This window comes from Streptomyces sp. NPDC041108 (assembly GCF_055592645.1).
This window is the reverse complement of sequence record NZ_JBVIYK010000010.1, coordinates 248,892-272,843: the sequence shown is the minus strand read 5'-3', so window position 1 is coordinate 272,843 and position 23,952 is coordinate 248,892. Positions and strand designations below refer to the sequence as shown.

The 23,952-nt window shown below is 71.4% G+C and carries 19 protein-coding genes, 4 tRNA genes, 1 other RNA gene and 2 pseudogenes; 12 read left to right on the top strand and 14 right to left on the bottom strand.

Annotation, left to right across the window (positions count from 1 at the left end; translation table 11 throughout):
* Positions 1-38: 38 nt before the first annotated feature.
* The 3 genes from purF to ACZ6BB_RS27565 all read right to left on the bottom strand — a co-directional run bounded on the left by purF (position 39) and on the right by ACZ6BB_RS27565 (position 3,323).
* Complete coding sequence (gene purF, locus ACZ6BB_RS27575) at positions 39-1,565, bottom strand: amidophosphoribosyltransferase (protein ID WP_471617826.1); 1,527 nt, start codon at positions 1,563-1,565, stop codon at positions 39-41.
* An 84-nt stretch (positions 1,566-1,649) separates the two neighbouring features.
* Complete coding sequence (locus ACZ6BB_RS27570) at positions 1,650-2,471, bottom strand: META domain-containing protein (RefSeq protein WP_471617877.1); 822 nt, start codon at positions 2,469-2,471, stop codon at positions 1,650-1,652.
* 54 nt (positions 2,472-2,525) lie between these two features.
* Complete coding sequence (locus tag ACZ6BB_RS27565) at positions 2,526-3,323, bottom strand: maleylpyruvate isomerase family mycothiol-dependent enzyme (RefSeq protein ID WP_471617825.1); 798 nt, start codon at positions 3,321-3,323, stop codon at positions 2,526-2,528.
* A gap of 125 nt (positions 3,324-3,448) precedes the next feature.
* Between ACZ6BB_RS27565 and ACZ6BB_RS27560 the strand changes: the two are divergent.
* A pseudogene (locus ACZ6BB_RS27560) lies at positions 3,449-4,033 on the top strand (Uma2 family endonuclease).
* Between the two features lie 65 nt (positions 4,034-4,098).
* On the opposite strand, the gene purL reads toward ACZ6BB_RS27560, so the two are convergent.
* The 3 genes from purL to purS are packed head-to-tail and all read right to left on the bottom strand — an operon-like array spanning position 4,099 to position 7,294.
* On the bottom strand, positions 4,099-6,357 hold the full coding sequence (gene purL, locus ACZ6BB_RS27555; RefSeq protein WP_471617824.1) for a phosphoribosylformylglycinamidine synthase subunit PurL: 2,259 nt from the start codon (positions 6,355-6,357) through the stop codon (positions 4,099-4,101).
* Positions 6,354-7,034, bottom strand: coding sequence for a phosphoribosylformylglycinamidine synthase subunit PurQ (gene purQ, locus ACZ6BB_RS27550; protein WP_086803083.1), 681 nt, complete (start codon positions 7,032-7,034; stop codon positions 6,354-6,356). Before purQ ends, purL begins: the two co-directional genes overlap by 4 nt.
* Positions 7,031-7,294: a phosphoribosylformylglycinamidine synthase subunit PurS gene (gene purS / locus ACZ6BB_RS27545; protein ID WP_005482678.1), complete on the bottom strand. Its 264-nt coding sequence runs from the start codon at positions 7,292-7,294 to the stop codon at positions 7,031-7,033. Before purS ends, purQ begins: the two co-directional genes overlap by 4 nt.
* 341 nt (positions 7,295-7,635) lie before the next feature.
* On the opposite strand from purS, the gene ACZ6BB_RS27540 reads away from it, so the two are divergent.
* The 8 genes from ACZ6BB_RS27540 (at position 7,636) to ACZ6BB_RS27505 (ending at position 12,453) form a co-directional block, all read left to right on the top strand.
* Entirely contained in the window at positions 7,636-7,953 is a 318-nt protein-coding gene (locus ACZ6BB_RS27540) for a histone-like nucleoid-structuring protein Lsr2 (RefSeq protein WP_013002422.1), read from the top strand.
* A gap of 162 nt (positions 7,954-8,115) precedes the next feature.
* Positions 8,116-8,187: transfer RNA gene (locus ACZ6BB_RS27535), tRNA-Gly, on the top strand.
* A gap of 80 nt (positions 8,188-8,267) precedes the next feature.
* Positions 8,268-8,340: transfer RNA gene (locus ACZ6BB_RS27530), tRNA-Gly, on the top strand.
* A gap of 160 nt (positions 8,341-8,500) precedes the next feature.
* Complete coding sequence (locus ACZ6BB_RS27525) at positions 8,501-9,538, top strand: ABC transporter ATP-binding protein (RefSeq protein WP_471617823.1); 1,038 nt, start codon at positions 8,501-8,503, stop codon at positions 9,536-9,538.
* Complete coding sequence (locus tag ACZ6BB_RS27520; RefSeq protein ID WP_471617822.1) at positions 9,535-10,374, top strand: ABC transporter permease; 840 nt, start codon at positions 9,535-9,537, stop codon at positions 10,372-10,374. Before ACZ6BB_RS27525 ends, ACZ6BB_RS27520 begins: the two co-directional genes overlap by 4 nt.
* 13 nt (positions 10,375-10,387) lie before the next feature.
* On the top strand, positions 10,388-11,716 hold the full coding sequence (locus ACZ6BB_RS27515) for a sensor histidine kinase (protein ID WP_471617821.1): 1,329 nt from the start codon (positions 10,388-10,390) through the stop codon (positions 11,714-11,716).
* Positions 11,713-12,357, top strand: coding sequence for a response regulator (locus ACZ6BB_RS27510; RefSeq protein ID WP_471617820.1), 645 nt, complete (start codon positions 11,713-11,715; stop codon positions 12,355-12,357). Before ACZ6BB_RS27515 ends, ACZ6BB_RS27510 begins: the two co-directional genes overlap by 4 nt.
* A gap of 23 nt (positions 12,358-12,380) precedes the next feature.
* Positions 12,381-12,453 (top strand) — tRNA-Gly (locus tag ACZ6BB_RS27505).
* Between the two features lie 87 nt (positions 12,454-12,540).
* On the opposite strand, the gene ACZ6BB_RS27500 is transcribed toward ACZ6BB_RS27505, so the two are convergent.
* The 6 genes from ACZ6BB_RS27500 to ffs form a co-directional block, all read right to left on the bottom strand.
* Entirely contained in the window at positions 12,541-13,440 is a 900-nt protein-coding gene (locus ACZ6BB_RS27500) for a phosphoribosylaminoimidazolesuccinocarboxamide synthase (RefSeq protein ID WP_471617819.1), read from the bottom strand.
* Positions 13,441-13,525: 85 nt separating this feature from the next.
* Entirely contained in the window at positions 13,526-15,037 is a 1,512-nt protein-coding gene (locus ACZ6BB_RS27495; protein WP_471617818.1) for a N,N-dimethylformamidase beta subunit family domain-containing protein, read from the bottom strand.
* A 226-nt stretch (positions 15,038-15,263) separates the two neighbouring features.
* A complete protein-coding gene (locus ACZ6BB_RS27490) occupies positions 15,264-17,465 on the bottom strand; it encodes a hypothetical protein (RefSeq protein WP_471617876.1) in 2,202 nt (733 codons plus the stop codon).
* Between the two features lie 455 nt (positions 17,466-17,920).
* Positions 17,921-19,174, bottom strand: coding sequence for a phosphoribosylamine--glycine ligase (gene purD, locus ACZ6BB_RS27485; protein ID WP_471617817.1), 1,254 nt, complete (start codon positions 19,172-19,174; stop codon positions 17,921-17,923).
* Between the two features lie 128 nt (positions 19,175-19,302).
* Entirely contained in the window at positions 19,303-21,678 is a 2,376-nt protein-coding gene (locus ACZ6BB_RS27480; protein WP_471617816.1) for a DNA polymerase III subunit gamma and tau, read from the bottom strand.
* Positions 21,679-21,802: 124 nt separating this feature from the next.
* An RNA gene (ffs, locus tag ACZ6BB_RS27475) (signal recognition particle sRNA small type) lies at positions 21,803-21,899 on the bottom strand.
* Positions 21,900-22,017: 118 nt separating this feature from the next.
* Here ffs and ACZ6BB_RS27470 point away from each other — a divergent pair.
* Positions 22,018-22,105, top strand: a tRNA-Ser gene (locus ACZ6BB_RS27470).
* Between the two features lie 79 nt (positions 22,106-22,184).
* On the opposite strand, the gene ACZ6BB_RS27465 is transcribed toward ACZ6BB_RS27470, so the two are convergent.
* Both ACZ6BB_RS27465 and ACZ6BB_RS27460 read right to left on the bottom strand, forming a co-directional pair.
* Positions 22,185-22,340: a hypothetical protein gene (locus ACZ6BB_RS27465; protein ID WP_471617815.1), complete on the bottom strand. Its 156-nt coding sequence runs from the start codon at positions 22,338-22,340 to the stop codon at positions 22,185-22,187.
* Positions 22,341-22,647: 307 nt separating this feature from the next.
* A pseudogene (locus ACZ6BB_RS27460) lies at positions 22,648-22,928 on the bottom strand (IS3-like element ISMyma3 family transposase); the annotation flags it as partial.
* On the opposite strand from ACZ6BB_RS27460, the gene ACZ6BB_RS27455 reads away from it, so the two are divergent.
* Entirely contained in the window at positions 22,922-23,257 is a 336-nt protein-coding gene (locus ACZ6BB_RS27455) for a NucA/NucB deoxyribonuclease domain-containing protein (protein WP_471617814.1), read from the top strand. The pseudogene ACZ6BB_RS27460 and the gene ACZ6BB_RS27455 sit on opposite strands and share 7 nt — an antisense overlap.
* Before the next feature lie 2 nt (positions 23,258-23,259).
* Positions 23,260-23,787 carry a hypothetical protein gene (locus tag ACZ6BB_RS27450; protein WP_471617813.1) on the top strand — a complete coding sequence of 176 codons (528 nt, stop codon included), beginning with the start codon at positions 23,260-23,262 and terminating at the stop codon, positions 23,785-23,787.
* The last annotated feature ends 165 nt before the right edge of the window (positions 23,788-23,952 follow it).

Sequence of the window (23,952 nt, the reverse complement as noted above, 5' to 3'; positions counted from 1 at the left end):
GGTGAGAACTTTCGTGTCGTACTGCAGGTAGGACGGGCTTACGGGCGACGGATCGCGTCGGCCGCGGCCGTGGCGGCCGGTCCGGCGGCCAGCTCGGTCTCCAGGAGCCGCTTGCCGAGCAGCTCGGGGTCCGGCAGCTCCATCGGGTACTCGCCGTCGAAGCAGGCACGGCAGAGGTTCGGCTTGGCGATGGTGGTCGCCTCGATCATGCCGTCGAGGGAGATGTACGCCAGGGAGTCGGCGCCGAGCGAGGTACCGATCTCGTCGATCGTCATGCCGTTGGCGATGAGTTCGGCACGGGTCGCGAAGTCGATGCCGAAGAAGCAGGGCCACTTCACGGGCGGCGAGGAGATCCGGATGTGGACCTCGGCCGCGCCCGCCTCGCGGAGCATCCGGACCAGCGCGCGCTGGGTGTTGCCGCGGACGATCGAGTCGTCGACGACCACCAGGCGCTTGCCCTTGATGACTTCCTTCAGCGGGTTCAGCTTCAGACGGATGCCGAGCTGGCGGATCGTCTGCGAGGGCTGGATGAACGTACGTCCGACGTACGCGTTCTTCACCAGACCCGCACCGAACGGGATGCCCGAGGCCTCCGCGTAGCCGATGGCGGCCGGGGTGCCGGACTCCGGCGTCGCTATGACCAGGTCGGCCTCGACGGGCGCTTCCTTGGCGAGCTTGCGGCCCATCTCCACGCGGGAGAGGTACACGTTCCGGCCGGCGATGTCGGTGTCCGGGCGGGCCAGGTAGACGTACTCGAAGACACAGCCCTTGGGCTTCGCTTCCGCGAATCGGGAGCTGCGCAGACCGTTCTCGTCGATGGCGATGAACTCGCCCGGCTCGATCTCGCGGACGTAGGAGGCGCCGCAGATGTCGAGGGCGGCGGACTCGGAGGCGACGACCCAGCCACGCTCCAGGCGGCCGAGGACCAGCGGGCGGATGCCCTGCGGGTCACGGGCGGCGTAGAGGGTGTGCTCGTTCATGAAGACGAGGGAGAAGGCACCGAGCACCTGCGGGAGGACCGTGTGGGCGGCCTCCTCGATGGTCAGCGGCTTGTCGTCCTCGTCGACCTGGGCCGCCAGGAGCGCGGTGAGCAGGTCGGTGTCGTTGGTGGCCGCGACGCGGGGCGTACGGCCTTCCTGCTTGGGCAGGTCGGCGACCATCTCGGCGAGCTGGGCGGTGTTGACCAGGTTGCCGTTGTGGCCGAGCGCGATGGAACCGTGCGCGGTGGCACGGAACGTCGGCTGGGCGTTCTCCCACACCGACGCGCCGGTGGTCGAGTAGCGGGCGTGACCGACCGCGATGTGACCTTGGAGGGAACCGAGCGAGGTCTCGTCGAAGACCTGGGAAACGAGGCCCATGTCCTTGAAGACGAGGATCTGGGAGCCGTTGCTGACCGCGATACCCGCGGATTCCTGGCCCCGATGCTGGAGGGCGTAGAGCCCGAAGTAAGTGAGCTTCGCGACCTCTTCACCCGGCGCCCAGACACCGAAGACGCCACACGCGTCCTGGGGGCCTTTCTCGCCGGGGAGAAGGTCGTGGTTGAGTCGTCCGTCACCACGTGGCACGCCACCGAGTGTAGGCGAGATCGCGCACCGGTCCGAATCCGGTGATCCCGCCCGCCCCGGTCCCCGACTACGGCCCTTCGCACGTCACTTGCCGGCGACGGCACCGATACCCGTGTCGTTTTCGCTGGTCAGCGTGATGCTGCGGTGATCGATTCGATACTCCACCGTGCCCTTGAAGATCTTCAGGAAGCTCCGCTCGGCGGCCATGAGTGAGTCGGAGCACATCTTCCGGGTGGTCCGCGGACTGCCGAGGGTGATCCGGTCATCGCTCACCGTGGCCTTCGCGGAGATGTCGTTGCAGCCGACGCTTCCGCTGAGGGTTCCCGCCTTCTCGTCGAGCGTGAACCACGCCTTGCCCCGGGCCGCCTCGGGGAGCGAGGTGGCGACGTCGTGGTCCATGAGGGAGTCGACCCGCCACTTCGTGCCGTACAGCTCGGCGGGCTTCTCCTTCGTCAGCTTCAGGGTGTCGCCGTCCCCCGTGGTGAGGGTGAGTCCGCCGTCGGTGGTCTCGGCCGTGAAGGTCCCGGCGTCGAGGGTGCGGGCGAAGGTCTTCTCGAACTTCATGGGCGCGTCGCCGCAGGCCATCTCGGTGGACCGGGCGGTCTCGAAGTCGATGCCGTCCTTCTCGAAGGCGGCGGTCGAGCCGAAGGTGTTGCAGCCGTAGTTGCCGTCGACCTCGCCGTTGTCGGCGATCTTCAGGTAGGCGCCGTCCGGGGCCTGCTCGGTCTTCCCGCCCACGGTGAGGCTGTCGACCTTCCAGCGGACGCCCGTGACCGAGGACTTCTTGGTGCTCGCGTCGACGGCGCCGCTGCCGGGGTCGCCGGCCGACTCGGAGCCACAGGCCGCGAGCAGCGGCAGCGGAAGCACGGCCAGGGCGGTGAGGGTCAGTCGCAGTCGCTTGTCCATGGCGGTGGGACGGGTGGGATGCGTGGGTGGTTCCACCGGGTTCCGTGGCCCGGATCAGCGCATGAGGGGCAGGAGCGCGCTCAGGTCGGCCCGCTCGCCACTCGCGCTGACCTTGGCCTCGTCCAGGGCGCCGGCCCAGTCCAGGCGGCCGGTGGCCAGCCGGATCCACGTCAGCGGGTCGGTCTCGACGACGTTCGGCGGGGTGCCCCGGGTGTGCCTGGGCCCCTCCAGGCACTGCACCACGGCGTACGGCGGGATCCGCACCTCCGTCGAGCCGCCGGGCGCCCGCGCGGCCAGGGAGTCGGCGAGCAGCCGGACGCAGGTGGCGAGAGCGGTCCGGTCGTAGGGGACGTCGAGGCCGGGGACGGCGGCGTTCAGGTCGTCGCTGTGGACGACCAGCTCGATCGTGCGGGTGACCAGGTAGTCGTCGAGCAGCATGCCGCCGGCCCGGGTGTCGACGATCCGGCCCTGCGGGGCGGCGGCGAGGGCCTCGGCGATCCGCTGCTCCACCCCTGCGTAGAGGGCGACGAGGTCGGGGTGGGCCTCGGCCAGGTCGTGGCTGCCCTCGGCGATGGCGGACGCGTGTGCGGCGGTCGCGGAGGCGTAGTCGAGGGGGTTCAGCTCGGCCTTCGGCGGCTCGGGCCGCTCCAGGGCCCGGGTGACGCTCTCGACGGCCATGGTGAGGTGCGCGGCCAGGTCCCGAACGGTCCACTCCCCGAGCCGGGTCGGCAGCGCGAACTGCTCCTCGGTGAGGACGCCCACCGCCTCCCGCACGTGCCCGAGCTGGGCCAGGACTGCCTTGCGGGTCTTGGCGGGGTCGTAGGCGCGGGGGCGTTTCCTGGCGGGGGGCATGGGATGAGGGTAGGCGAGGGCAAGGCGGGCGGGCGGGGTCACCCGAAACCGTGATCGACGGTGAAGTACGACTTTGCTCCGACGCCCCACGGCGGCACTGGCCCTTGCCCAGAAAGGGGGGCAGCATGACGGTTATGGCCGAGCGCACGTCTCAGATGTCGGTGGAGGAGTTCGAAACGATCGCCTCCGCCGCTCCCGAGACCGTCACGTTGGAGTTCATCAACGGACGGATCGGAGTCAAGCAGCTGACAGACGGGGACCACAGCACCATCGTGTCCTGGCTGACCTGACGTTGTATGCAGTCAAGGCCCGACCTGGACCTGTACCAGGCCCAGGGACTCCGGGTGGACACGTATCGGCAGGGCAGAGCGAAGCCGGACGCCGTGATCGCGCCCGAGGCCCACTTCGCGGGGCACGGCGAGTGGGCCGACCCCGACGGTGCCCTCATGGTCGTCGAGGTCACCTCGTACGACTCGGACACCGACCGGCGGGACCGGCACGAGAAGCCGGCCGCGTACGGACAGGCCGGGATCCCTCTGTATCTGCTGATCGACCGGGACTCGTTCACCGTCACCGTGCACAGCGGCCCGGACCGGCAGGTCGGCGGCTACCGCGACGTACGCACCGCGAAGTTCGGCGAGAAGGTCCGCCTCCCCGGCGCGATGGACATCGAACTGGACACGGAGATCCTCAAGAACTACGTCCGCTGATCCGAGGACCGAGAAGCCCCGCCCGGTCGTGTCGATCCGGGCGGGGCTCCTTCGTGTACGGGGGACTACGCCAGCAGCGCCGGGATCGTGCCCTCGTGGGCCGTGCGCAGCTCCTCCAGGGAGAGCGTGAACTCGCCCTGGATCTCCACCGAGTCGCCGTCCACGACACCGATGCGGGTGGCCGGGAGGCCGCGCGCGCCGCACATGTCGTTGAAGCGGAGTTCCTCGGAGCGGGGGACGGCCACGACGGCGCGGCCGGCCGACTCCGACAGGAGGAAGGTGAAGGCGTCCAGACCGTCCGGGACGATCAGGCGGGCGCCCTTGCCGCCGAGCAGGGCCGACTCGACGACCGCCTGGATGAGGCCGCCGTCGGACAGGTCGTGCGCGGAGTCGATCATGCCGTCGCGGGAGGCGGAGATCAGGATCTCGGCCAGCAGGCGCTCGCGCTCCAGGTCGACCTGCGGGGGCAGACCGCCGAGGTGGTCGTGGACGACCTGGGACCAGGCCGAACCGCCGAACTCCTCACGAGTGTCGCCGAGCAGGTAGAGGAGCTGGCCCTCCTCCTGGAAGGCGACCGGCGTGCGGCGGGCCACGTCGTCGATGACGCCGAGGACGGCCACGACCGGGGTCGGGTGGATGGCCACCTCACCCGTCTGGTTGTAGAGCGAGACGTTGCCGCCGGTCACCGGGGTGCCCAGCTGCTGGCAGGCGTCCGCGAGACCGCGTACGGCCTCCGCGAACTGCCACATGACCGCCGGGTCCTCCGGCGAACCGAAGTTCAGGCAGTCGGAGACGGCCAGCGGCTTGGCGCCGGTGGTGGCGACGTTGCGGTACGCCTCCGCCAGGGCCAGCTGGGCGCCGTGGTACGGGTCCAGCTTGGCGTAGCGGCCGTTGCCGTCGGTCGCGATGGCGACGCCCAGGCCGCTCTCCTCGTCGACGCGGATCATGCCGGAGTCCTCGGGCTGGGCGAGCACCGTGTTGCCCTGCACGAAGTGGTCGTACTGGCTGGTGATCCAGGACTTGGATGCCTGGTTCGGGGAGGCCACCAGCTTCAGGACCTGCGCACGCAGTTCCTCGCTGGTCGCCGGGCGCGGCAGCTTGTTCGCGTCGTCCGCCTGGAGGGCGTCCTGCCACTCGGGGCGGGCGTAGGGGCGCTCGTAGACCGGGCCGTCGTGCGCGACCGTGCGCGGGTCGACGTCGACGATCTTGCCGCCGTGCCAGAAGATTTCGAGACGGTCGCCGTCCGTGACCTCACCGATGACGGTGGCGATGACGTCCCACTTGTCGCAGATCTCCAGGAACCGGTCGACCTTCTCCGGCTCCACGACCGCGCACATGCGTTCCTGCGACTCGCTCATGAGGATTTCCTCGGGCGAGAGGGTCGAGTCGCGCAGGGGGACGTCGTCCAGCGTCACGCGCATGCCGCCGGAGCCGTTCGAGGCCAGCTCGGACGTGGCGCAGGACAGGCCGGCCGCGCCGAGGTCCTGGATGCCGACGACCAGCTTCTCCTTGAAGGCCTCCAGGGTGCACTCGATGAGGAGCTTCTCCTGGAAGGGGTCGCCGACCTGGACGGCGGGGCGCTTGGAGGGCTTGGCGTCGTCGAAGGTCTCGCTCGCCAGGATCGAGGCGCCGCCGATGCCGTCGCCGCCCGTGCGGGCCCCGTAGAGGATGACCTTGTTGCCGGCGCCGGACGCCTTCGCGAGGTGGATGTCCTCGTGCCGCATGACGCCGATGGCACCGGCGTTGACCAGCGGGTTTCCCTGGTAGCAGGCGTCGAAGACGACCTCGCCGCCGATGTTGGGCAGGCCCAGGCAGTTGCCGTAGCCGCCGATGCCGGCGACGACGCCCGGCAGGACGCGCTTGGTGTCGGGGTGGTCGGCCGCGCCGAAGCGCAGCGGGTCGACGACGGCGACCGGGCGGGCGCCCATCGCGATGATGTCGCGGACGATGCCGCCGACACCCGTGGCCGCGCCCTGGTAGGGCTCGACGTAGGAGGGGTGGTTGTGCGACTCGACCTTGAAGGTGACCGCGTAGCCCTGGCCGACGTCGACGACGCCGGCGTTCTCGCCGATGCCGACGAGGAGAGCGTCGGACTGCGGGGCCTTCTCACCGAACTGGCGGAGGTGGACCTTGGAGGACTTGTACGAGCAGTGCTCGGACCACATGACGGAGTACATGGCCAGTTCCGCGCCGGTGGGGCGGCGGCCGAGGATCTCCACGACCCGCTCGTACTCGTCCTTCTTCAGGCCCAGTTCGGCCCAGGGCAGCTCGACGTCGGGGGTCGCGGCCGCGTGCTCGACCGTGTCCAGAGGCGTCCGGCTCATGCGTTGACCAGCTTCTTGAGGATCGAGGTGAAGAAGGGGAGGCCGTCGGTGCGGCCGGTGCCGATCAGCGGCTCCACGGCGTGCTCGGGGTGCGGCATGAGGCCCACGACGTTGCCGGCCTCGTTGGTGACGCCGGCGATGTCCCGCTGGGAGCCGTTGGGGTTGAAGTCGAGGTACCGGAAGGCGACACGGCCCTCGGCCTCCAGCTTGTCGAGCGTGTACGCGTCGGCGACGTACTGCCCGTCGTTGTTCTTCAGCGGGATGTGGATCTCCTGGCCGGCCGTGTAGTCGGTGGTCCAGGAGGTCTCGGCGTTCTCCACCCGCAGCTTCTGGTCACGGCAGATGAAGTGCAGATGGTCGTTGCGCAGCATCGTGCCCGGCAGGAGGTGGGCCTCGGTGAGGATCTGGAAGCCGTTGCAGATGCCGAGGACCGGCAGTCCGGCCTTCGCCTGCTCGATGAGCGTCTCCATCACCGGCGAGAAGCGCGCGATGGCTCCGGCACGCAGATAGTCGCCGTAGGAGAATCCGCCGCACAGCACCACGGCGTCGACCTGGTGGAGGTCCTTGTCCTTGTGCCAGAGAGCGACGGGTTCGGCACCGGCGAGCCTGATCGCACGCTGGGTGTCCCGGTCGTCGAGGCTGCCGGGGAATGTGACGACGCCAATACGAGCGGTCACTTTCCGGCCTCCGCGACTTCCTCGACCTTGACGGTGAAGTCCTCGATCACGGTGTTGGCGAGGAAGGATTCCGCCAGCTCGTGGATGCGGGCGAGCGCGGCGTCGTCCACCGGCCCGTCAACTTCCAGTTCGAATCGCTTTCCCTGACGTACGTCGGAGACGCCCTCGAAACCGAGGCGCGGCAGCGCGCGCTGCACCGCCTGGCCCTGGGGGTCGAGGATCTCCGGCTTGAGCATGACGTCGACTACGACGCGTGCCACTGGCACTCCCGGTGTGTGGTGCTGAGCAGGTTCCTTCAGACTACCCGTACAAAATTTCTACGCGGGTAGATTCGTAGGAAACTACAGGGATTCCGGGTGACGGCGGTCACGATCCGGTATCAGGTGATCACCCTCATGAAAACTTCTGGGAAAGATCCAGGATCCCTATTGCGCGAGGGACACGCGGGCGGATTAAGTCTGTCCTCACATTGCAATGCCGGGCACTGTACAAATGAATTGGCAATAGCGATACTTTGCCCAAATAACAGCCGGACAACCGACATCTTCCTGACGTCAGGGCACGTCAACGACTGAGATGTCGCACGAAGGGACCGATATTCGTGGCGCAGCGTGTCGTGGTCACTCTCTCCGACGACATCGACGGCTCGGAAGCGGCGGAGACGATCGCCTTCGGACTCGACGGCAAGTCGTACGAGATCGACCTGAACGAAGCCAATGCCAGGAAACTGCGTAAGGCGCTCGCGCCCTACGTGGACGCCGGCCGCAAGAGGTCGAGGTCGGGCAAGGCATACAAGCAGACCCAGGTCGCCCCGGACCCCGCGGCCGTCCGCGCCTGGGCCCAGGCCAACAAGCTGGAGGTCCCCGCGCGCGGCCGGATCCCCAAGCGGGTCTACGAGGCGTTCGCCGAGGCGCAGTAGGCGCCGCTCCGAACACGGCCGCCCTCAGAGTCCGTCAGCGGGCCCCGGGGGCGGCCGACTTGGCCCCCGGGGACAACCGACTTGCGTTGCCCCCGGGCGGATCAGCTAGAGTCTGGAGCACGCCGAGGGGCAAGGCCGAAAGGCCCGGCTCACCGGAGTCACGCGGGTGTAGTTCAGTAGTAGAACATCCCCCTTCCAGGGGGAAGGCGCAGTGTGCAATTCCTGTCACCCGCTCTGGACCGCTTGACCGACCACTGTTGTGGATCAGGTAAAGTAGTCCTCGCGCCGATCGGTGGGAGCCGGTCGGAGGCAATGCGGACGTAGCTCAGTTGGTAGAGCGCAACCTTGCCAAGGTTGAGGTCGCCAGTTCGAACCTGGTCGTCCGCTCGTGAAAGAAGGCCCCGGTCCACTGGACCGGGGCCTTCTTCGTGTTCTTCGTGTTCGCCTTCCCCCACCCCCGTATCCCGCTCCCGCGTCTGACATTTGTCATGCCGAGTGATGACACCGCGCACTGCTCTGCGGCCCGTGTCACCGGGACGCTGAGGACATGCAGACGAACGGGCACGACGACGTGAACACTCACGATCACGAGAACGTGATCGAGGTCACCGACCTGCGCCGCGTGTACGGGGGCGGTTTCGAGGCCGTACGGGGAATCACCTTCTCCGTCGGCCGGGGAGAACTCTTCGCGCTCCTGGGCACCAACGGCGCGGGCAAGACATCGACGGTCGAGGTGCTGGAGGGACTCGCCCCGCCGTCCGGCGGCCGGGTACGGGTCCTCGGGCACGACCCCTACGGGGAGCGCGCGGCCGTGCGTCCCCGTATCGGGGTGATGCTCCAGGAAGGCGGCTTCCCCTCCGAGCTGACCGTCACGGAGACGGTACGGATGTGGGCCGGCTGCACCAGCGGGGCGCGGCCCGTCGGGGAGGCGCTGGAGATCGTCGGGCTCGCGCGGCGGGCCGGCGTACGGGTCAAGCAGTTGTCCGGGGGCGAGAAGCGGCGCCTGGACCTGGCGCTCGCGCTCCTCGGGCGCCCCGAGGTCCTGTTCCTGGACGAGCCGACGACCGGGCTCGACGCGGAGGGCCGCCAGGACACCTGGGAGCTGGTGCGGGAGCTGCGGGACGGGGGAACGACCGTCCTGCTCACCACGCACTACCTGGAGGAGGCCGAGGACCTGGCCGACCGGCTCGCCATCCTCCACGAGGGCGCCGTCGCCGTGACCGGCACCCCGGCCGAGGTGACCGCCTCCCAGCCGTCCCGCATCTCCTTCGAACTGCCCGCCGGGTACTTCCTCGGCGACCTCCCGCCGCTCGGTGAACTGGGTGTCACCGGGCACGAGGAGCACGACCGCGTGGTGGTGCTGCGCACGAACGAACTCCAGCGGGCGGCCACCGGACTGCTGCTGTGGGCCGAGCGGTCGCGGATCGAGCTGCGCCGGCTGGAGGTGCGGTCGGCCTCGCTGGAGGAGGCGTTCCTGCGGATCGCGCGGGAGTCGGCGGAGGCCGCGCGGGCGGGCACCGGGGCCCTTACGGACATGGGATCGCCCGCGGGCGAGGGAGCGCACAAGGGCGGGGTGGCGGTATGAGGACGACCACGGGTACGGGGACGGGGACGACGGGTACGGCCACGGGTGTGGCGCCGGTCGTCGCGACCGGGACGACGACCCTCAGGGGCAGGATGACCGCGCTCGCCCGCGCCGAGCTGACGCTGCTGGGGCGGAGCCGGGCCACGCTGTTCACGGCGTTGTTCGTGCCGCTGCTGCTGCCGCTCAGCGTGCGGTCGGCGACGGACCAGATGGACCTCGACGAGGCGGGACTGGACGTCGGGACGGTCATGCTCTGCGCCGCCGTCGGCTTCTCGCTGCTCTTCGCGGTCTACACCGCGCTGACCAACATCTTCGTCGTACGCCGCGAGGAACTCGTCCTGAAGCGGCTGCGGACCGGTGAACTGCGCGACCCGGAGATCCTGGTGGGGGCCGCGCTGCCCGCCGCCGGCATCGCGCTCGCGCAGTGCGTGCTCGTCGCGATCGGGTGCACGGTCCTGCTGGACATGGGGGCGCCGTCCGCGCCGCACCTGGCCGTACTGGGAGTGCTGCTGGGTGTCGTGCTGTGCGTGGCGCTGGCGGCGGTCACCGCGAGCTTCAGCCGGACCGCCGAGAGCGCGCAGGTCACCAGCCTGCCGCTGATGTTCGTGTCGCTGCTCGGGTCCGGCATCACCGTGCCGCTCGAAGTGCTGCCGGACCGCCTGGCCTCCTTCCTCGAACTGCTGCCGCTCACCCCGGTCATCACCCTGGTGCGCGGCGGCTGGACCGGCGACCTGTCCGCGTACGACGCCCTGGGCGCCGTCGCCACCGCGCTGGCCTGGACCGTACTCGCGGTGTTTGCTGTACAGCGGTGGTTCCGCTGGGAACCGCGCCGATGAGGGGAGTTGCGCCATGCGGGGGCCGGGGGCTTGGTGGCGGACGAAGAGCACACCGGCGAAGGTGGAGACGTACACGCGGTGGTCGTTCCACATGTTCGCGGTGATCGAGCTCCTCGCGGCCGGACTGCCCGCCTTCGCCGAGGTGGGGCCGGGGCGGCCGGCCGGCTGGCTGCTGCTGCTCCTGGTGAGCGCGCACGCCGCGACCTGTGTGGTGACCGCGTCCCGGGCGCTCGACTGGACACGCGGCCGACGGGCCCAGCCCGTACGGCTGCTGTGGGTCCTCACCGGCGTGACCGCGGTGATCGCCGTCCTCACCTTCGTGATCGCCGACCACGGCGTGACGGGGGACGTCGCCGACAACGCCGGCATCTTCGGCATCGTGGTGGTCTTCGGCGTCGGTAACGTGACGCTCGGCATCCGCGGCCGGAAGCGGGTCCTGGGAATCGTCGGCGGCTTCACGGCGGGCTCCGCGCTGCTGATGCTCCTGCTGGGCGCCCCGGTGGCCGACGCGCTGATCACGTCGATGATCGTGGTGATCAGCGGTGGGGCCATGGTCTTCACGGCCGTCTTCTCCGTCTGGCTCCTCGACGCCGTCTACGAGCTCGCCGACGCCCGCGAGACCCGCGCCCGGCTCGCGGTGGCCGAGGAGCGCCTCCGCTTCGGGCGTGACCTGCACGACGTGATCGGCCGCAACCTCGCGGTCATCGCCCTCAAGAGCGAGCTGGCCGTCCAGCTGGCCCGCCGGGAACGGCCCGAGGCCGTCGAGCAGATGATCGAGGTCCAGCGGATCGCGCACGACTCGCAGCGCGAGGTGCGGGAGGTCGTACGGGGGTACCGGGAGGCCGACCTCGGGGTCGAACTGGCCGGTGCGCAGGGTGTGTTGGCGGCGGCTGGCATCGACTGCTCGGTCGACGGGGCCGAGGCCGCCGGGCTGCCCGGCGAGGTGCAGTCCGCGCTCGCCTGGGTGGTGCGGGAAGGAACGACGAACGTGCTGCGGCACGGGAACGCCGTGCGGTGTGCGGTGACGCTGAAGGTGACCGAGAGGCAGGTGGTACTGACCGTGGAGAACGACGGGATGCGGACAGCGGGTGCGCAGGTCGGCGCCCGCCGTTCCGTCGGTGCCGGGTCGGGGCTCGCCGGGCTGCGGGAACGGCTGGCGGTCGTGGACGGGACGTTGGAGGCGGGGCCGGTGGGCGGAGAGGCGTTCCGGGTGGTGGCGCGGGTGCCGCTGGGCCCGGCCGGTCCGGGGGCCGCCTCGGGGCCGGGGGCGGAGCCGGTCCCGGTGTCCGGCACGGTCGCACGGGGCTCGGCCGCCACGGCCGTTCCCGGGGGCGCGTCATGACCGGCGCGGCCGGCGCGCCGGCGGGGGCGGGGCGGCCCGTGCGGCTGTTGCTGGCCGACGACGAGCATCTGATCCGGGGCGCGCTGGCGGCGTTGCTGTCGCTGGAGGAGGACCTGGTGGTGGTCGCGGAGGCGGCGAGCGGGCCGGAGGCGATGGCGATGGCGCTGGCGCACGAGCCGGACGTGGCCGTGCTGGACCTGCAGATGCCGGGGGCGGACGGTGTGAGGGTCGCCACATCGCTGCGGGCCGAACTGCCGGGCTGCCGCGTGCTGATCGTCACCGGTCACGGCCGGCCGGGGCATCTCAAGCGGGCGCTGGCGGCAGGTGTGCGCGGGTTCGTCCCCAAGACCGTCAGCGCACAACGGCTCGCGGAGATCATCCGGGCCGTCCACGCGGGGAACCGTTATGTGGATCCGGAGTTGGCGGCCGACGCGATCTCCTCCGGCGACTCCCCGCTCACCGCGCGGGAGGCCGAGGTGCTGGAGCTCGCCGCCGACGGGGCGCCCGTCACGGAGATCGCCGAGCGGGCCTCGCTGTCCCAGGGGACTGTCCGGAACTATCTGTCGTCGGCCGTGTCCAAGCTCGGGGTGGAGAACCGGCACGCGGCAGTGCGTCTCGCACGGGAGCGAGGTTGGGTATAGTAGGCCTCGCGCCACGGCGCAGCGCGGACGTAGCTCAGTTGGTAGAGCGCAACCTTGCCAAGGTTGAGGTCGCCAGTTCGAACCTGGTCGTCCGCTCGTGAAAGAAGACCCCGGTCCACTGGACCGGGGTCTTCTTCGTTCCGCCGATGCCGCGGCTGAGGCGCCGCGGCATCGGCCGGGGCCTCAGCTCCAGGTGACGCCCGTGAGCCGCTCGTACGCCTCCACGTACTTGGCGCGGGTCGCGGCGACGATCTCCTCGGGCAGCGGCGGCGGGGGCTGCTCGCTCCTGCGGTCCCAGCCGGAGGCGTCCGAGGTCAGCCAGTCGCGGACGAACTGCTTGTCGAAGGACGGCTGGGCGTGGCCGGGCTCCCACAGGTCGGCCGGCCAGAAGCGGGACGAGTCCGGGGTGAGGACCTCGTCGGCGAGGACGAGGGTGTCGCCCTCGTAGCCGAACTCGAACTTGGTGTCGGCCAGGATGATGCCCCGGTCCCGGGCGATGTCCCGGGCACGGCCGTACACGGCCAGGGTCGTCTGGCGCAGCTGGGCGGCGGTCTCGGCGCCGACCTGGCGGGCGACCTCCTCGTACGACACGTTCTCGTCGTGCTCGCCGACGGCGGCCTTGGTGGCCGGGGTGAAGATCGGCGCCGGCAGCTCCGAGCCGTCGACCAGGCCCTCGGGGAGGGCGAGGCCGCAGACCGTGCGGGAGTCGTTGTACTCCAGCAGGCCCGAGCCGGTGAGGTAGCCGCGGGCCACCGCCTCCACCGGGACCATCTGCAGCGACTTGCAGACGAGCGTGCGGCCCGCCCAGTCGGCGGGGGCGCCCGGCGGGAGTTCGGTGCTCAGGACGTGGTTCGGGACCAGGTCGGCGAGCTGGTCGAACCACCAGAGGGACAGCTGCGTCAGGACGCGCCCCTTGTCGGGGATCTCCGTCGGCAGCACCCAGTCGAACGCGGACGTTCGGTCGCTGGCGACCATCACGAGGTCGCCCGCCTCGTTCTGGTACAGCTCGCGCACCTTGCCGGTGTGCAGGTGCACCAGGCCCGGAACCTGGATCGGCTCGGGCTTTTCTACGAATCCGGACACGGTTCCTCCCCGTGGTGATGTCCAAGTGGCTCGATTCTCCCGTACGCGGGCGACCGATCTTGGCCAGGGGTTGTCCTCCGTGCGTTCAGTCGCGTTTGCAGATGCGGTCCAGGAGGTTCGCCGTGGCTCGCTGGACCCGGGTGTCGACATGGCCCGGGCGGTCCAGGGCCGGGGACCAAGCGAACGTTCCGGATGCGAAGACCCAGGCGCCGGACGGGGCCCGGTACAGGGAGGTCTCCTGATGACGGACGACCTGGTCCTTGTCCCGGTAGGGGGAGTGCGCGAGGAGGATGCGGCCCTGGTGCTCGGGGAGCGGGGTGCGCGGGAAGTAGCGGTCGGCCTCGCCGGCGACCATGCCCGGCAGTTCGTCGTTCTCGTGGGCGCCGGTCGCGTCCCAGAGCCAGTGGCCGGCGTTGCGCACGACCAGGGGGTGCGGTTCGGGGACCCGGCCCTCGTACTGGATGCCCATCAACTGCTGCTCGGGGCGGTCGATTTCGCGCCACAGTGCGGGTTTGCCGGGGCCCCGGCGTTTTCGGCAGGTGAGAAGGCGGTCGGGGACACCGGACGGGGACGGGCTCAGCTCCACCTGCCAGTACATGGTGTTGGAGGAGAGGAAGACCAGAGAGGTGCCGCTGTCCCGGGCGAGTTCGGTGGTGCGGCGCATCTGCGGCGACCAGTACTCGTCGTGCCCGGGGAAGACCAGTCCCCGGTAGCGGCTGGGGTCGACACGGCCGGAGTGCAGGTCACGGGCGTCGGCGTAGGCGAGATCGTAGCCGTAGCGCTCGGCCCAGCGGATGAAGTCGTAGGCGTGGCCCACGTGGAGGGGGAGGCCGGCGCCGGCGTACGGGCGGTCGAAGGAGACCGTCGTCGCCGCGTCGGACTCGCCGAGCAGACGGCCGTCCTCGTCCCAGGCGTGGTAGAGGCTGGCACCGGTGCGGCCGTCCTCCGGATACAGGTTGTACGCCTGCCAGGTGATGTCCGGGAGCAGGAGCAGCAGGTCGGCCTGGCGGTCGTCGCGGACGGTGAACGGGACGTGGGAGCGGTAGCCGTCGGCGGTGGTCAGGACCGCCACGTACGCGCCGACGTTCCAGTAGCTGGGGATCTGCAGCCGCCACGAGAGCCACCAGTGGTGGCAGGAGACCGTGCGGTCGGCGGCCAGGGGCGGGGGCTGGACGATGCCGGAGAGACGGGGACTGGTGGTGATCTTCGCCGCGCCGTCGCCGCTGTAGTGGCCGATGCGGTAGATGTCGACGCCGAATTCCTGGGGCGGGTCCACCGTGACGTGGAAGTCGATGGACTGGCCGGGGGCGGCGGCGCCGGTCGCCGTGAACCCCTTGATCTGCCGGCGCACATCGTCGGCCGAGCGGGGGCCCGGAGGGGTGCGGGGGGCGGGGAGGCGGGCGCGGGTGCCCTGGGCGGACGCGGGGGGCTCGGGCTGACCGGGCTCCACGTACCAGGGGACCACCTGTCCGGTGTCGTCGAAGTACGTCACATTGCCCCGGAGCCAGGGCACCGGGCCCTGGCCGAAGGGGTCCGTCACGGCGTGGGCGAGGGCGCCCGATTCCCAGCGGCGGATGTGGTGGTGCTCCGAGCCCATGAGTTCTCCCCTCCCTCGCCCCCGTGAGCTGTCGCAAGCACTTGCTACGTACGCGATCGATCCCAGCACATCACATTACGCACGCGGTTCGTCACCGTTCGTCGCTAATCGGTGAGAGTGGAACAGTCGGGTCCGGATGGGGAGTTGGGATCCCCTTTCCGACCAGCCACAACACCCCCAGGACCACCTCGGTCACCGGCGTCCGGCCTGCCGGCTCGCCTCGCGCTCAGACCAGACGGACCGGTTTCTCCGGGCGGACGCCCAGGCGGCGGAGCCAGTCGCGGAGGGGGGCGGGGTCGCCCTCCTCCACGAGGGTGAGGACGCGGGGCGCGAGATCGGCCGCCCGTACGCCGTCGACGAGGAGGGACGGTCCGTCCAGCCAGTCCAGGCCCGGGGTCGCGCCCGCCGTGTCCATCGCCGCGCAGCACACCATCGCGGCGACGTGCTCCGTGAGCAGTTCGCGGCCCGTGCGGGGCGGCTGCATCGGGAACAGCGGCAGCAGCCCGTCGTCCCACAGCGCCCGGTCCGGCCCCGGCGCCTCGACCGCGCCGGCGGCGGTGTGCCCGTCGGCCGGGACCGCGGCCTCCTCCCGCGCCAGCTCGGCGGTCAGGGCGGCGGCGAGAGCGGCGGATCGGGCGTTGGCCAGGCCGGGTTCGTCGTCGGGGTCGAGGTCGGGGGCAGGCTCGGGATCGGCCTCGGGCTCGGGCTCGGGGTAGGCGTCGGGGCCGGCGTCGGCAGGGGGCGGGGATATGTGGTGACCGTCCGGCTCCAGGCCGGGGTTGTGCTCGTGTTCGCGGTCGTGGGGGGCGGGGGGTGCGCCGGGGCGGGTGGGCTCGGCCTGTGATCGGCGTACGGCGGCTTCGGGGTCCCATTCGTGCCCGGTGGGCTCGGAGTGCGGGGGGTGCCCGGTGACGGGGTGGGGGGAGGGTCGGTCGTGCGGCACGGTCGTCGTGGCGGCGCCCGGATCGGGGGTCCCGGTGGCCGGCGGGTGCGGGTGGTCGGCCGTGGGGGTGGTCAGGTGGGTCAGTACGCGGGAGAGGGTGGGGCCGCCGGGGGCCGGGCCGGTGGGGTCGCTCGCCGGATGGTGCGCGCCCAGGGCGTCGAGGACACGGTGGAGGCGGGCCGCGTCGGTGCGCCACTTCCGGTCGACGACCTCGTCCGGGTACTCGTGCCAGTCGACCGGGGACCAGTCGGGACCGGCCTCGGCGGGGCCGCCGTGGAAGAGACGGGCGGCGAGGAGGGACGCGGCCTCGTCGACCACGCCGGGCTCTTCGAGCAGGTCGCAGGCGGGGCGCTCGCCCAGCCGGGAGGTGAAGCCCTCGGCGAGACGGTCACGGCGCGACAACTCCGTGAGCGCGGCGACGACACCCGCGTCCAGGCGGGACGGCCACCGGCCCATCCGCCACGCGGGCAGCGCGACCCGGGTGAGGAGACGGTCCCAGCCCGCGTAGGCGAGGCCGACCTGCTCCTGGGCGACGATCCGCAGACCGTAGTCCACGGCCTGTGCACGCTCGGCAGCCGCGGCGGCGACCCCGCGCTCCATCTCGGCGGCGTGCCCCCGGCAGCCGCGCAGGAGCAGTCGGGTCACCCAGCCGACTCCGGCCAGCGGCGTACGGGCGAGCACACCGCGCGACGGGGCCGAGGTGACGGCCACGGCGGCGTCCAGCCCTCGGACGAAGCGACGCGCCGCGGCTATGTCCGGGTGCGCCGACGGTCCCGTGCCCGCGACGACCGGCGCGAGCACCGCTCGTAGTTCACCGACCCGCATCCACCACAGGAACGGCGAGCCGATGACGAGCACCGGAGCGGTGGGCGCGCGGTGCCGCCGGTGGGAGGGCAGGCCGGACGACGAGCCGCGCGCGTCCGCCATCTCGTCGGCCCGCTGCCCGCCGCGGCCACCGGCAGCGGCGGCCCCTGCGCCGACCGTGTCGACCGCGTCGCTCCCCTCGGCTCCTACGGCCCCGTCGGCACCTTCGGTCCCGTCGGTCGAGGAGCGGCGGGGTCCGGCGGGCGGCTTGTGGGACGGGTGGGTGCGGTCCTCCAGCCAGCTGTCGCAGTCCGGGGTGAGCGCTATCGCGGAGGGGGGCGGGACGTCGAGGCGGTCGGCCAGGTCCCGGACCAGGCGGTAGAGATCGGGCGCGGCCTCCTCGGTCACCGCGACCGTGGGGCTCACGGCGGGCCGGGCACGGGCGACGACGAGGGCGATGCCCGCGGCGGCGAGGAGCACGCCGAGGGCGAGGCCGGACACGACACGGCTCGCCATGGACCAGCCGGAGCCGGTCAGTCGGCCGGTCGCCCCGCCGACCAGCAGCACGACGGCGACGGCCGCGGGCAGCACCGCCACGGCCAGCGCCCTGCTGCGGACCCGCAGCACGGCGAGGGCCCGGGCGCGCGCGGCCTGTGCGCCCGCCTCCTCACCACCTGCCATACCGGTCACGACCGACGTCACCCCCTGCTGTCCCGTACGGCGCACCCCGCGGCGACTGCCACCGCGGCGACTGCTCGTCACCGTGGTCGCCACCGAATGCCCTGACGTTGCTCACTCCCCCACTGTGGCACCGACCACCGACATCGCAATGCCGGTGGGCCAAGTGCCGGAACGCTTGCGCCGCACCCTAGTTGGGGCCCAGGCCGTCGTCAGCCGGATGGGCCATCGCTCACTCGATGGAATGGCTTTGGGGAGAGGTGAGGGACGCCGGGCAAGGTTCGGGCCCCGGGTTCCGGCGGTTTTCCCAGGGGGTCCTGGGGTCTCCGAGGGATTCCGGGGCCAGGGGTTCGTACCCGTTGGCGGTGCTTCGCATGCAGATGTCGCGAAGGGGATGGATGTGTAGGGGATGCGGAGGGGGCGTGCGGGGGTCGGCGGGGCCGACGGCCGTCAGGCGGTCACGCCTCGGCCGCCGCCTTCGCCGCGATGTCCGACCGGTGCTGGGAGCCGTCGAGGCCGATGCGGGCCACGGCGGTGTAGGCGCGGTCACGGGCCTGGGTGAGGTCCTTGCCGGTGGCCGTGACGGAGAGGACACGGCCGCCGGCGCTGACGACCTCGTCACCGGCGCGCTTGGTGCCGGCGTGCAGGACGTACGCGTGCGGGGCGTCCACGGTGGCAACCTCGTCGAGACCGGTGACGGGGTCGCCGGTGCGCGGCGTGCCGGGATAGTTGTGCGAGGCCACGACCACGGTGACGGCCGCGTCGGCGCTCCAGCGCAGGGGTTCGAGGTCGCCGAGGGTCCCGTTGGCGGCGGCGAGCAGCACACCGGCCAGCGGGGTCTTCAGGCGGGCGAGGACGACCTGGGTCTCCGGGTCACCGAACCGCGCGTTGAACTCGATCACCCGTACGCCTCGGCCGGTGATGGCCAGGCCCGCGTAGAGGAGGCCGGAGAAGGGGGTGCCGCGGCGCCGCATCTCGTCGACGGTCGGCTGGAGCACGGTCTCAAGGACCTCGTCGACCAGCTTCGGGTCGGCCCACGGAAGCGGCGAGTACGCGCCCATGCCACCGGTGTTGGGGCCCTCGTCGCCGTCGAGCGCGCGCTTGAAGTCCTGCGCGGGCTGGAGCGGGACGACGGTCACGCCGTCGGTGATGGCGAAGAGGGAGACCTCGGGCCCGTCCAGGAACTCCTCGATGACGACCCGGCCGCAGGCGAGCGCGTGCTCGCGGGCCTGGGCGAGGTCCGCCGTCACGACGACCCCCTTGCCGGCCGCGAGCCCGTCGTCCTTGACGACGTACGGCGCGCCGAAGGCGTCCAGTGCCTCGTCGATCTCCTCGGCGGTGGTGCAGACGTACGACCGCGCGGTCGGCACGCCGGCTCCGGCCATGATCTCCTTGGCGAAGGCCTTGGAGCCCTCCAGCTGAGCGGCCTGGCCGGACGGGCCGAACACCGGGATGCCCGCCTCGCGCACGGCGTCGGCGACACCCGCGACCAGCGGCGCCTCCGGGCCGACGACCACCAGGTCGGCCTCCAGCCGCGTGGCCAGCGCGGTCACGGCGGCGCCGTCCAGCGCGTCGACCGGGTGCGACTCGGCCACCTCCGCCGTGCCCGCGTTGCCGGGTGCGCAGTGGAGTGCGGTGACATCGGAATCGAGGGACAGCGAACGGCACAGCGCGTGCTCACGGGCACCGCTACCAATGACGAGGACCTTCACGGTGCCAGCCTAGCCGCAGGGGGCGGGGGGCTTTGTGGGGGCTTCCGAAGAGTGGGACGCGGCGGGTTCGTAGGATCGCACCAAAGGGGGCGGTGGGCCTGCCCCTCCCCGCCCGTGCGCGCCCGCCCCTACTCGTTGATGATCTCCTCCACCACGGTCGCCCCCAGTTCTCGCACGATGAGGTCGTGGCCGGAGAGGGCGGACTCGTCGAGGTCGGGGTCGTCGTCCTCGGGGATGTCGTCCTCGGGGGAGACGGGCGGGGGCTCGGGGGGCGGGGGCGAAGCCGCGACGGGCGGGGCGGCCGGGGCCGACCGGTGGGGCGTGGCCGAGCCGGGGGAGGCCGGACGGGAGGGCGCCGCGGGCTGGGGCGCGGCGGGGCGTGACGCGGCGGCCGGGGAGCCGCCGTAACCGCCACCGGCGCCACCACCGCCGTAGCCGCCGCCCGTGCCGCCACCGCCGTAGCCGCCGGCGGCCGGCGCCGGAGACCCGTAGCCGCCGGGGGCGACCGGTCCCGCGGAGCCGCCCGAGGTGTCGATGACCGCCTCGATCTTCCAGTGCACGTTGAACTGCTCGGCCAGGGCCGCACGCAGGACGTCCTCGCTGCCGCTGCTCGCGAAGTTGTCCCGGGCGCCCGCGTTGACGAAGCCGATCTGCAGGGTGGTGCCGTCGAACCCGGCGACGTGCGCGTTCTGGCTGAGCAGGATCCAGGTGAAGCGGCGGCGGTTCTTCACCGTCTCCAGGATGTTCGGCCAGAGCGTGCGGGGGTCGGGGCCACCGGGGGCCGGGTTGTAGGCGGCGGGGGCCTGGGGGGCCGCCGGGGCGCTGGGCTGGGCGTACGCGGCGGGCGGGCCCGAGGCGGGCGCGGCCGGGGCCCCGGGCGCGGGGCCGCCACCGGCGGGCGCGGCCGTCGGCCAGCCGCCGGGACGGCGCCCGCCTCCCGCGGAGGCGGCGGTGGGCCAGGAGCCGGGGGTGGAGGCCGGCGGGTTGGCGGGGGTGGGGGTGGTGGTGGGAGGCGGGGGCGGTGGGGCCGCCGCGACGGCCGGCGGGGCCTCTTGGGCGGCCGGCGGGGCCGGGGCGGCCGCGGCCGGCTGTCCGCCGACGGCGCCCGGGGCCCCGTACGCGTCGGAGCCCGGCGCGCCTGCCCCCGCGCCTCCGGCTCCCGCCCCGCGGACCGCGGCACGGGCGGCCGCGGGCCCGCCACCGGGCGGGACCTGGGCGGCCTGCGGAACGTGGGGGGCCGGTCCGGCGTGCGGAGTCCCGCCCATGGGCGGGGCCGCCGCTGGCCCGTGCGCCTCGGGGCCGGGCACGTAGCCCATGGCGGGCGCGGCGCCGCCGCCCGAGAAATTGACCCCGCGCTCCAGACGGTCCAGGCGGGCCATGACGGAGCGCTCGTCGCCGTAGGTGGCCGGGAGGAGCACGCGAGCACAGATCAGTTCGAGCTGGAGGCGAGGCGAGTTGGCGCCGCGCATCTCGGTGAGACCTTCGTTGACGAGGTCGGCGGCGCGGCTGAGCTCGGCGGCACCGAAGACGCCGGCCTGGGCCTGCATCCGCTCCAGGACCTCGACGGGGGCGTCGATGAGGCCCTTCTCGACGGCGTCCGGCACGGCGGCCAGGATCACCAGGTCACGCAGCCGCTCCAGCAGGTCGGCGACGAACCGCCGCGGATCGTTGCCCCCCTCGATGACGTGGTCGACGACGTCGAAGGCCGCGGCCCCGTCCCCGGCGGCGAAGGACTCGACGACCGCGTCGAGCAACGAGCCGTCCGTGTACCCGAGCAGCGACGTGGCCATGGCGTACGTCACGCCCTCCTCCGTCGCGCCCGCCAGCAGCTGGTCCATGACGGACATCGAGTCACGCACGGAGCCGGCCCCGGCGCGCACGACGAGCGGGAGGACCGCCTCGTCGACCGGGATCTTCTCCTTGCCGCAGACCTCCGCGAGGTACTCCCGCAGCGTGCCGGGGGGCACCAGCCGGAACGGGTAGTGGTGCGTACGCGAACGGATCGTGCCGATGACCTTCTCGGGCTCGGTGGTCGCGAAGATGAACTTGAGGTGCTCGGGCGGCTCCTCGACGACCTTCAGCAGCGCGTTGAAACCGGCCGACGTGACCATGTGGGCCTCGTCGATGATGTAGATCTTGTACCGGCTGCTCGCGGGTCCGAAGAACGCCTTCTCGCGCAGCTCACGGGCGTCGTCCACACCACCGTGAGAGGCCGCGTCGATCTCGATGACGTCGAGCGAACCCGGTCCGTTCCGCGCCAGGTCCTGGCAGGACTGGCACTCGCCGCACGGGGTCGGTGTGGGGCCCTGCTCGCAGTTCAGACAGCGGGCGAGGATCCGCGCGCTGGTCGTCTTCCCGCAGCCGCGCGGCCCGCTGAACAGGTACGCGTGATTGACCCGGTTGTTCCGCAGCGCCTGCTGCAGCGGGTCGGTGACATGCTCCTGCCCGATGACCTCGGCGAACGACTCCGGGCGATAGCGGCGGTACAGCGCGAGAGACGACACGCATACGAGGTTATAGGCGTCCACTGACAACCCGGACCGGCGGACGGCCGGTCATCGCCGTCGGACGGGGCGGCCGCCACGGGTGCTCGGGGCGCGGGCCTGTACGCACAACGCGCCCTGTGAAGCACAAGACCCCTCACGCACCCGCCAGAGCCAACCTACCCTTGCTGCCTTCCGGCCCTGGGGGAGTTCAGTCAGATAGCGCCGCGTGAGGGGCTGCCCCCACCCTACCCGATCCCCGACGGCCGCCGCCCCGCCTCCCCGCCCGCCCCTCCGCGTCGATCACCCGCCCCCGAACGAGTTCGCAAGCACCCTCCGACGTCATGTAATGTTCCCGGCGGAGGATTCGCCTAGAGGCCTAGGGCGCACGCTTGGAAAGCGTGTTGGGGGCAACCCCTCACGAGTTCGAATCTCGTATCCTCCGCCAGTGCCTCACCGGGCACGATGTCGAAGGGCCCCACCGTTCGCGGTGGGGCCCTTCGTCGTGCTCCGTCTCACTTTCCGTCTCAGTTGGGTTTCCCGTCCGGCTTCCCGTCGGGTTCGGTGGTCCCGGCAGTCTCGGTAGTCACGCCGACTCCCGGCGGCTCCCAGAGGGCATCGCCGATCTGCTGCGCGACCTTGCGGAGCATGGTCCCCGTCACGTGCATGTACCGGGCGCGCATCCTCGCCGCTCCCCGGGGCTCGCAACCCATGATCGAGTCGATCACGACGTCCGGGACGCCGAAGATCAGGAGGACGGGCGGGGAGGCGGGGCGAGCGTCACGGAGACGGCCGTCCCGTACGCCCGCGTCCCGGAGAAGCCGCTTCCAGACGGGGAAGGTCGGCGGTCGGACTCAGCGGCCCGCCGACCGGTGAAGCCTCCCCTTGATGTTGGACGTGCCGAGACGACCGAGGTGCTGCGAAAAGCGGCGGTCTTCTTCGCGAAGGAGAGCGATCGATGAGCGACGTTTATTCGTTCATTGACGCGAAGAAAGCCGAGGCCGCCTTGAGGAGCTCGTCGGCCCGCCCGAAGCTCGGCGTACTCGTCCTTGAGCCGCTTGATCTCCGCAGCCTCTTCGGAGGTGACGCCAGGTCGCTGGCCGGCGGCGACCTGGGATTTACGAACCGATGTCCGCACAGTTTCCGCGGCGCCGATGACCAGCTTTGCGGCGACCACCTTCATCGCGGCCCACTCGGTCGGGTCGAACCCCCGCAACCATGCGCACCGCACGCTCACGCAGCTCAGCAGGATAGGGGGACGGACGTGCCACAACTCGATTTCGGCAAGAGCGCCCCGGGGGCGAAGGAACCCCTGCACCGAGTCGTCGACGCGAAGAAGATCGACGACAATCGCGAGAAGTCCACCCGCGAATGCAAGAAGGTCTGGGGCGACTACTCCGGCAGCGGCCTGGAGTGTGACGAGTACCCCTTCGCCTCCACGAAGGAAGGGTCCACCAAGGGCGACAACCGCTTCTCTGTCCGGTTGATCACCGGTACGGACAACCGAAAGGGCGGAGAGCGCCTCAACGCGATGTACACCCTGAACCGCGTCCTGAACGACGATCCCTTCTACGTGAAGATCACAGTCAAGGCCCCCTGACCATGGCTCTTCTCGCCGAACACGACATCACCGCCACCCCCGGCCGCCGCGTGCTGGAGGTCTATGACGCGGACGCCTACCTCGGCGACGAAGCAGCCCTGGATGCCGCAGAGACACAGGTGGTGGCCGGCAACGGCTACCACCTGTACCTCCTCAGCCTGCAACCGGACATGAAAGTCCGGGTGACGATCCGCATCTGGGACACCCCACCCACTCCGCCCGCCGAGGCCGAAGGTCACACCAACGTCAGCCTCGAATCCGAGACAGGCACTCTTGTCATCGGTCAACTCGACCGCGGGCCCGCCGACGAAGTCACTCTGCCCCGCCCCGGCGTCTACGAAGGCCACGCCTGGTGGCAAGGGCGCCAAGCAGCAGCCGACTACTACGGCACCGCCCTCGACCAGATCGCTGACGACTCCCCCGAAGACCAGCTCACCGAAGCCTGGAACAACTGCCCCGTCACCGAACGCTACGTCCTCGACCTCGCCTACACCCGCGAACCTGAACCCGTCGATGAAGACGACCTCTGAAAACACCACTGCGACTTGCCGTCATGCCGTCGCCCGACCAGCACCCTGAGCTGGGAGACCAAACGGTTCTCTGGTTGCGGTTCTGGTTGCGTTCACCCCCGTCCGGCAGCGTTCACCGCCTGCGTGACAGCCCTCTCCACCGCAGGTCAGGACGCCTCCGTCCCT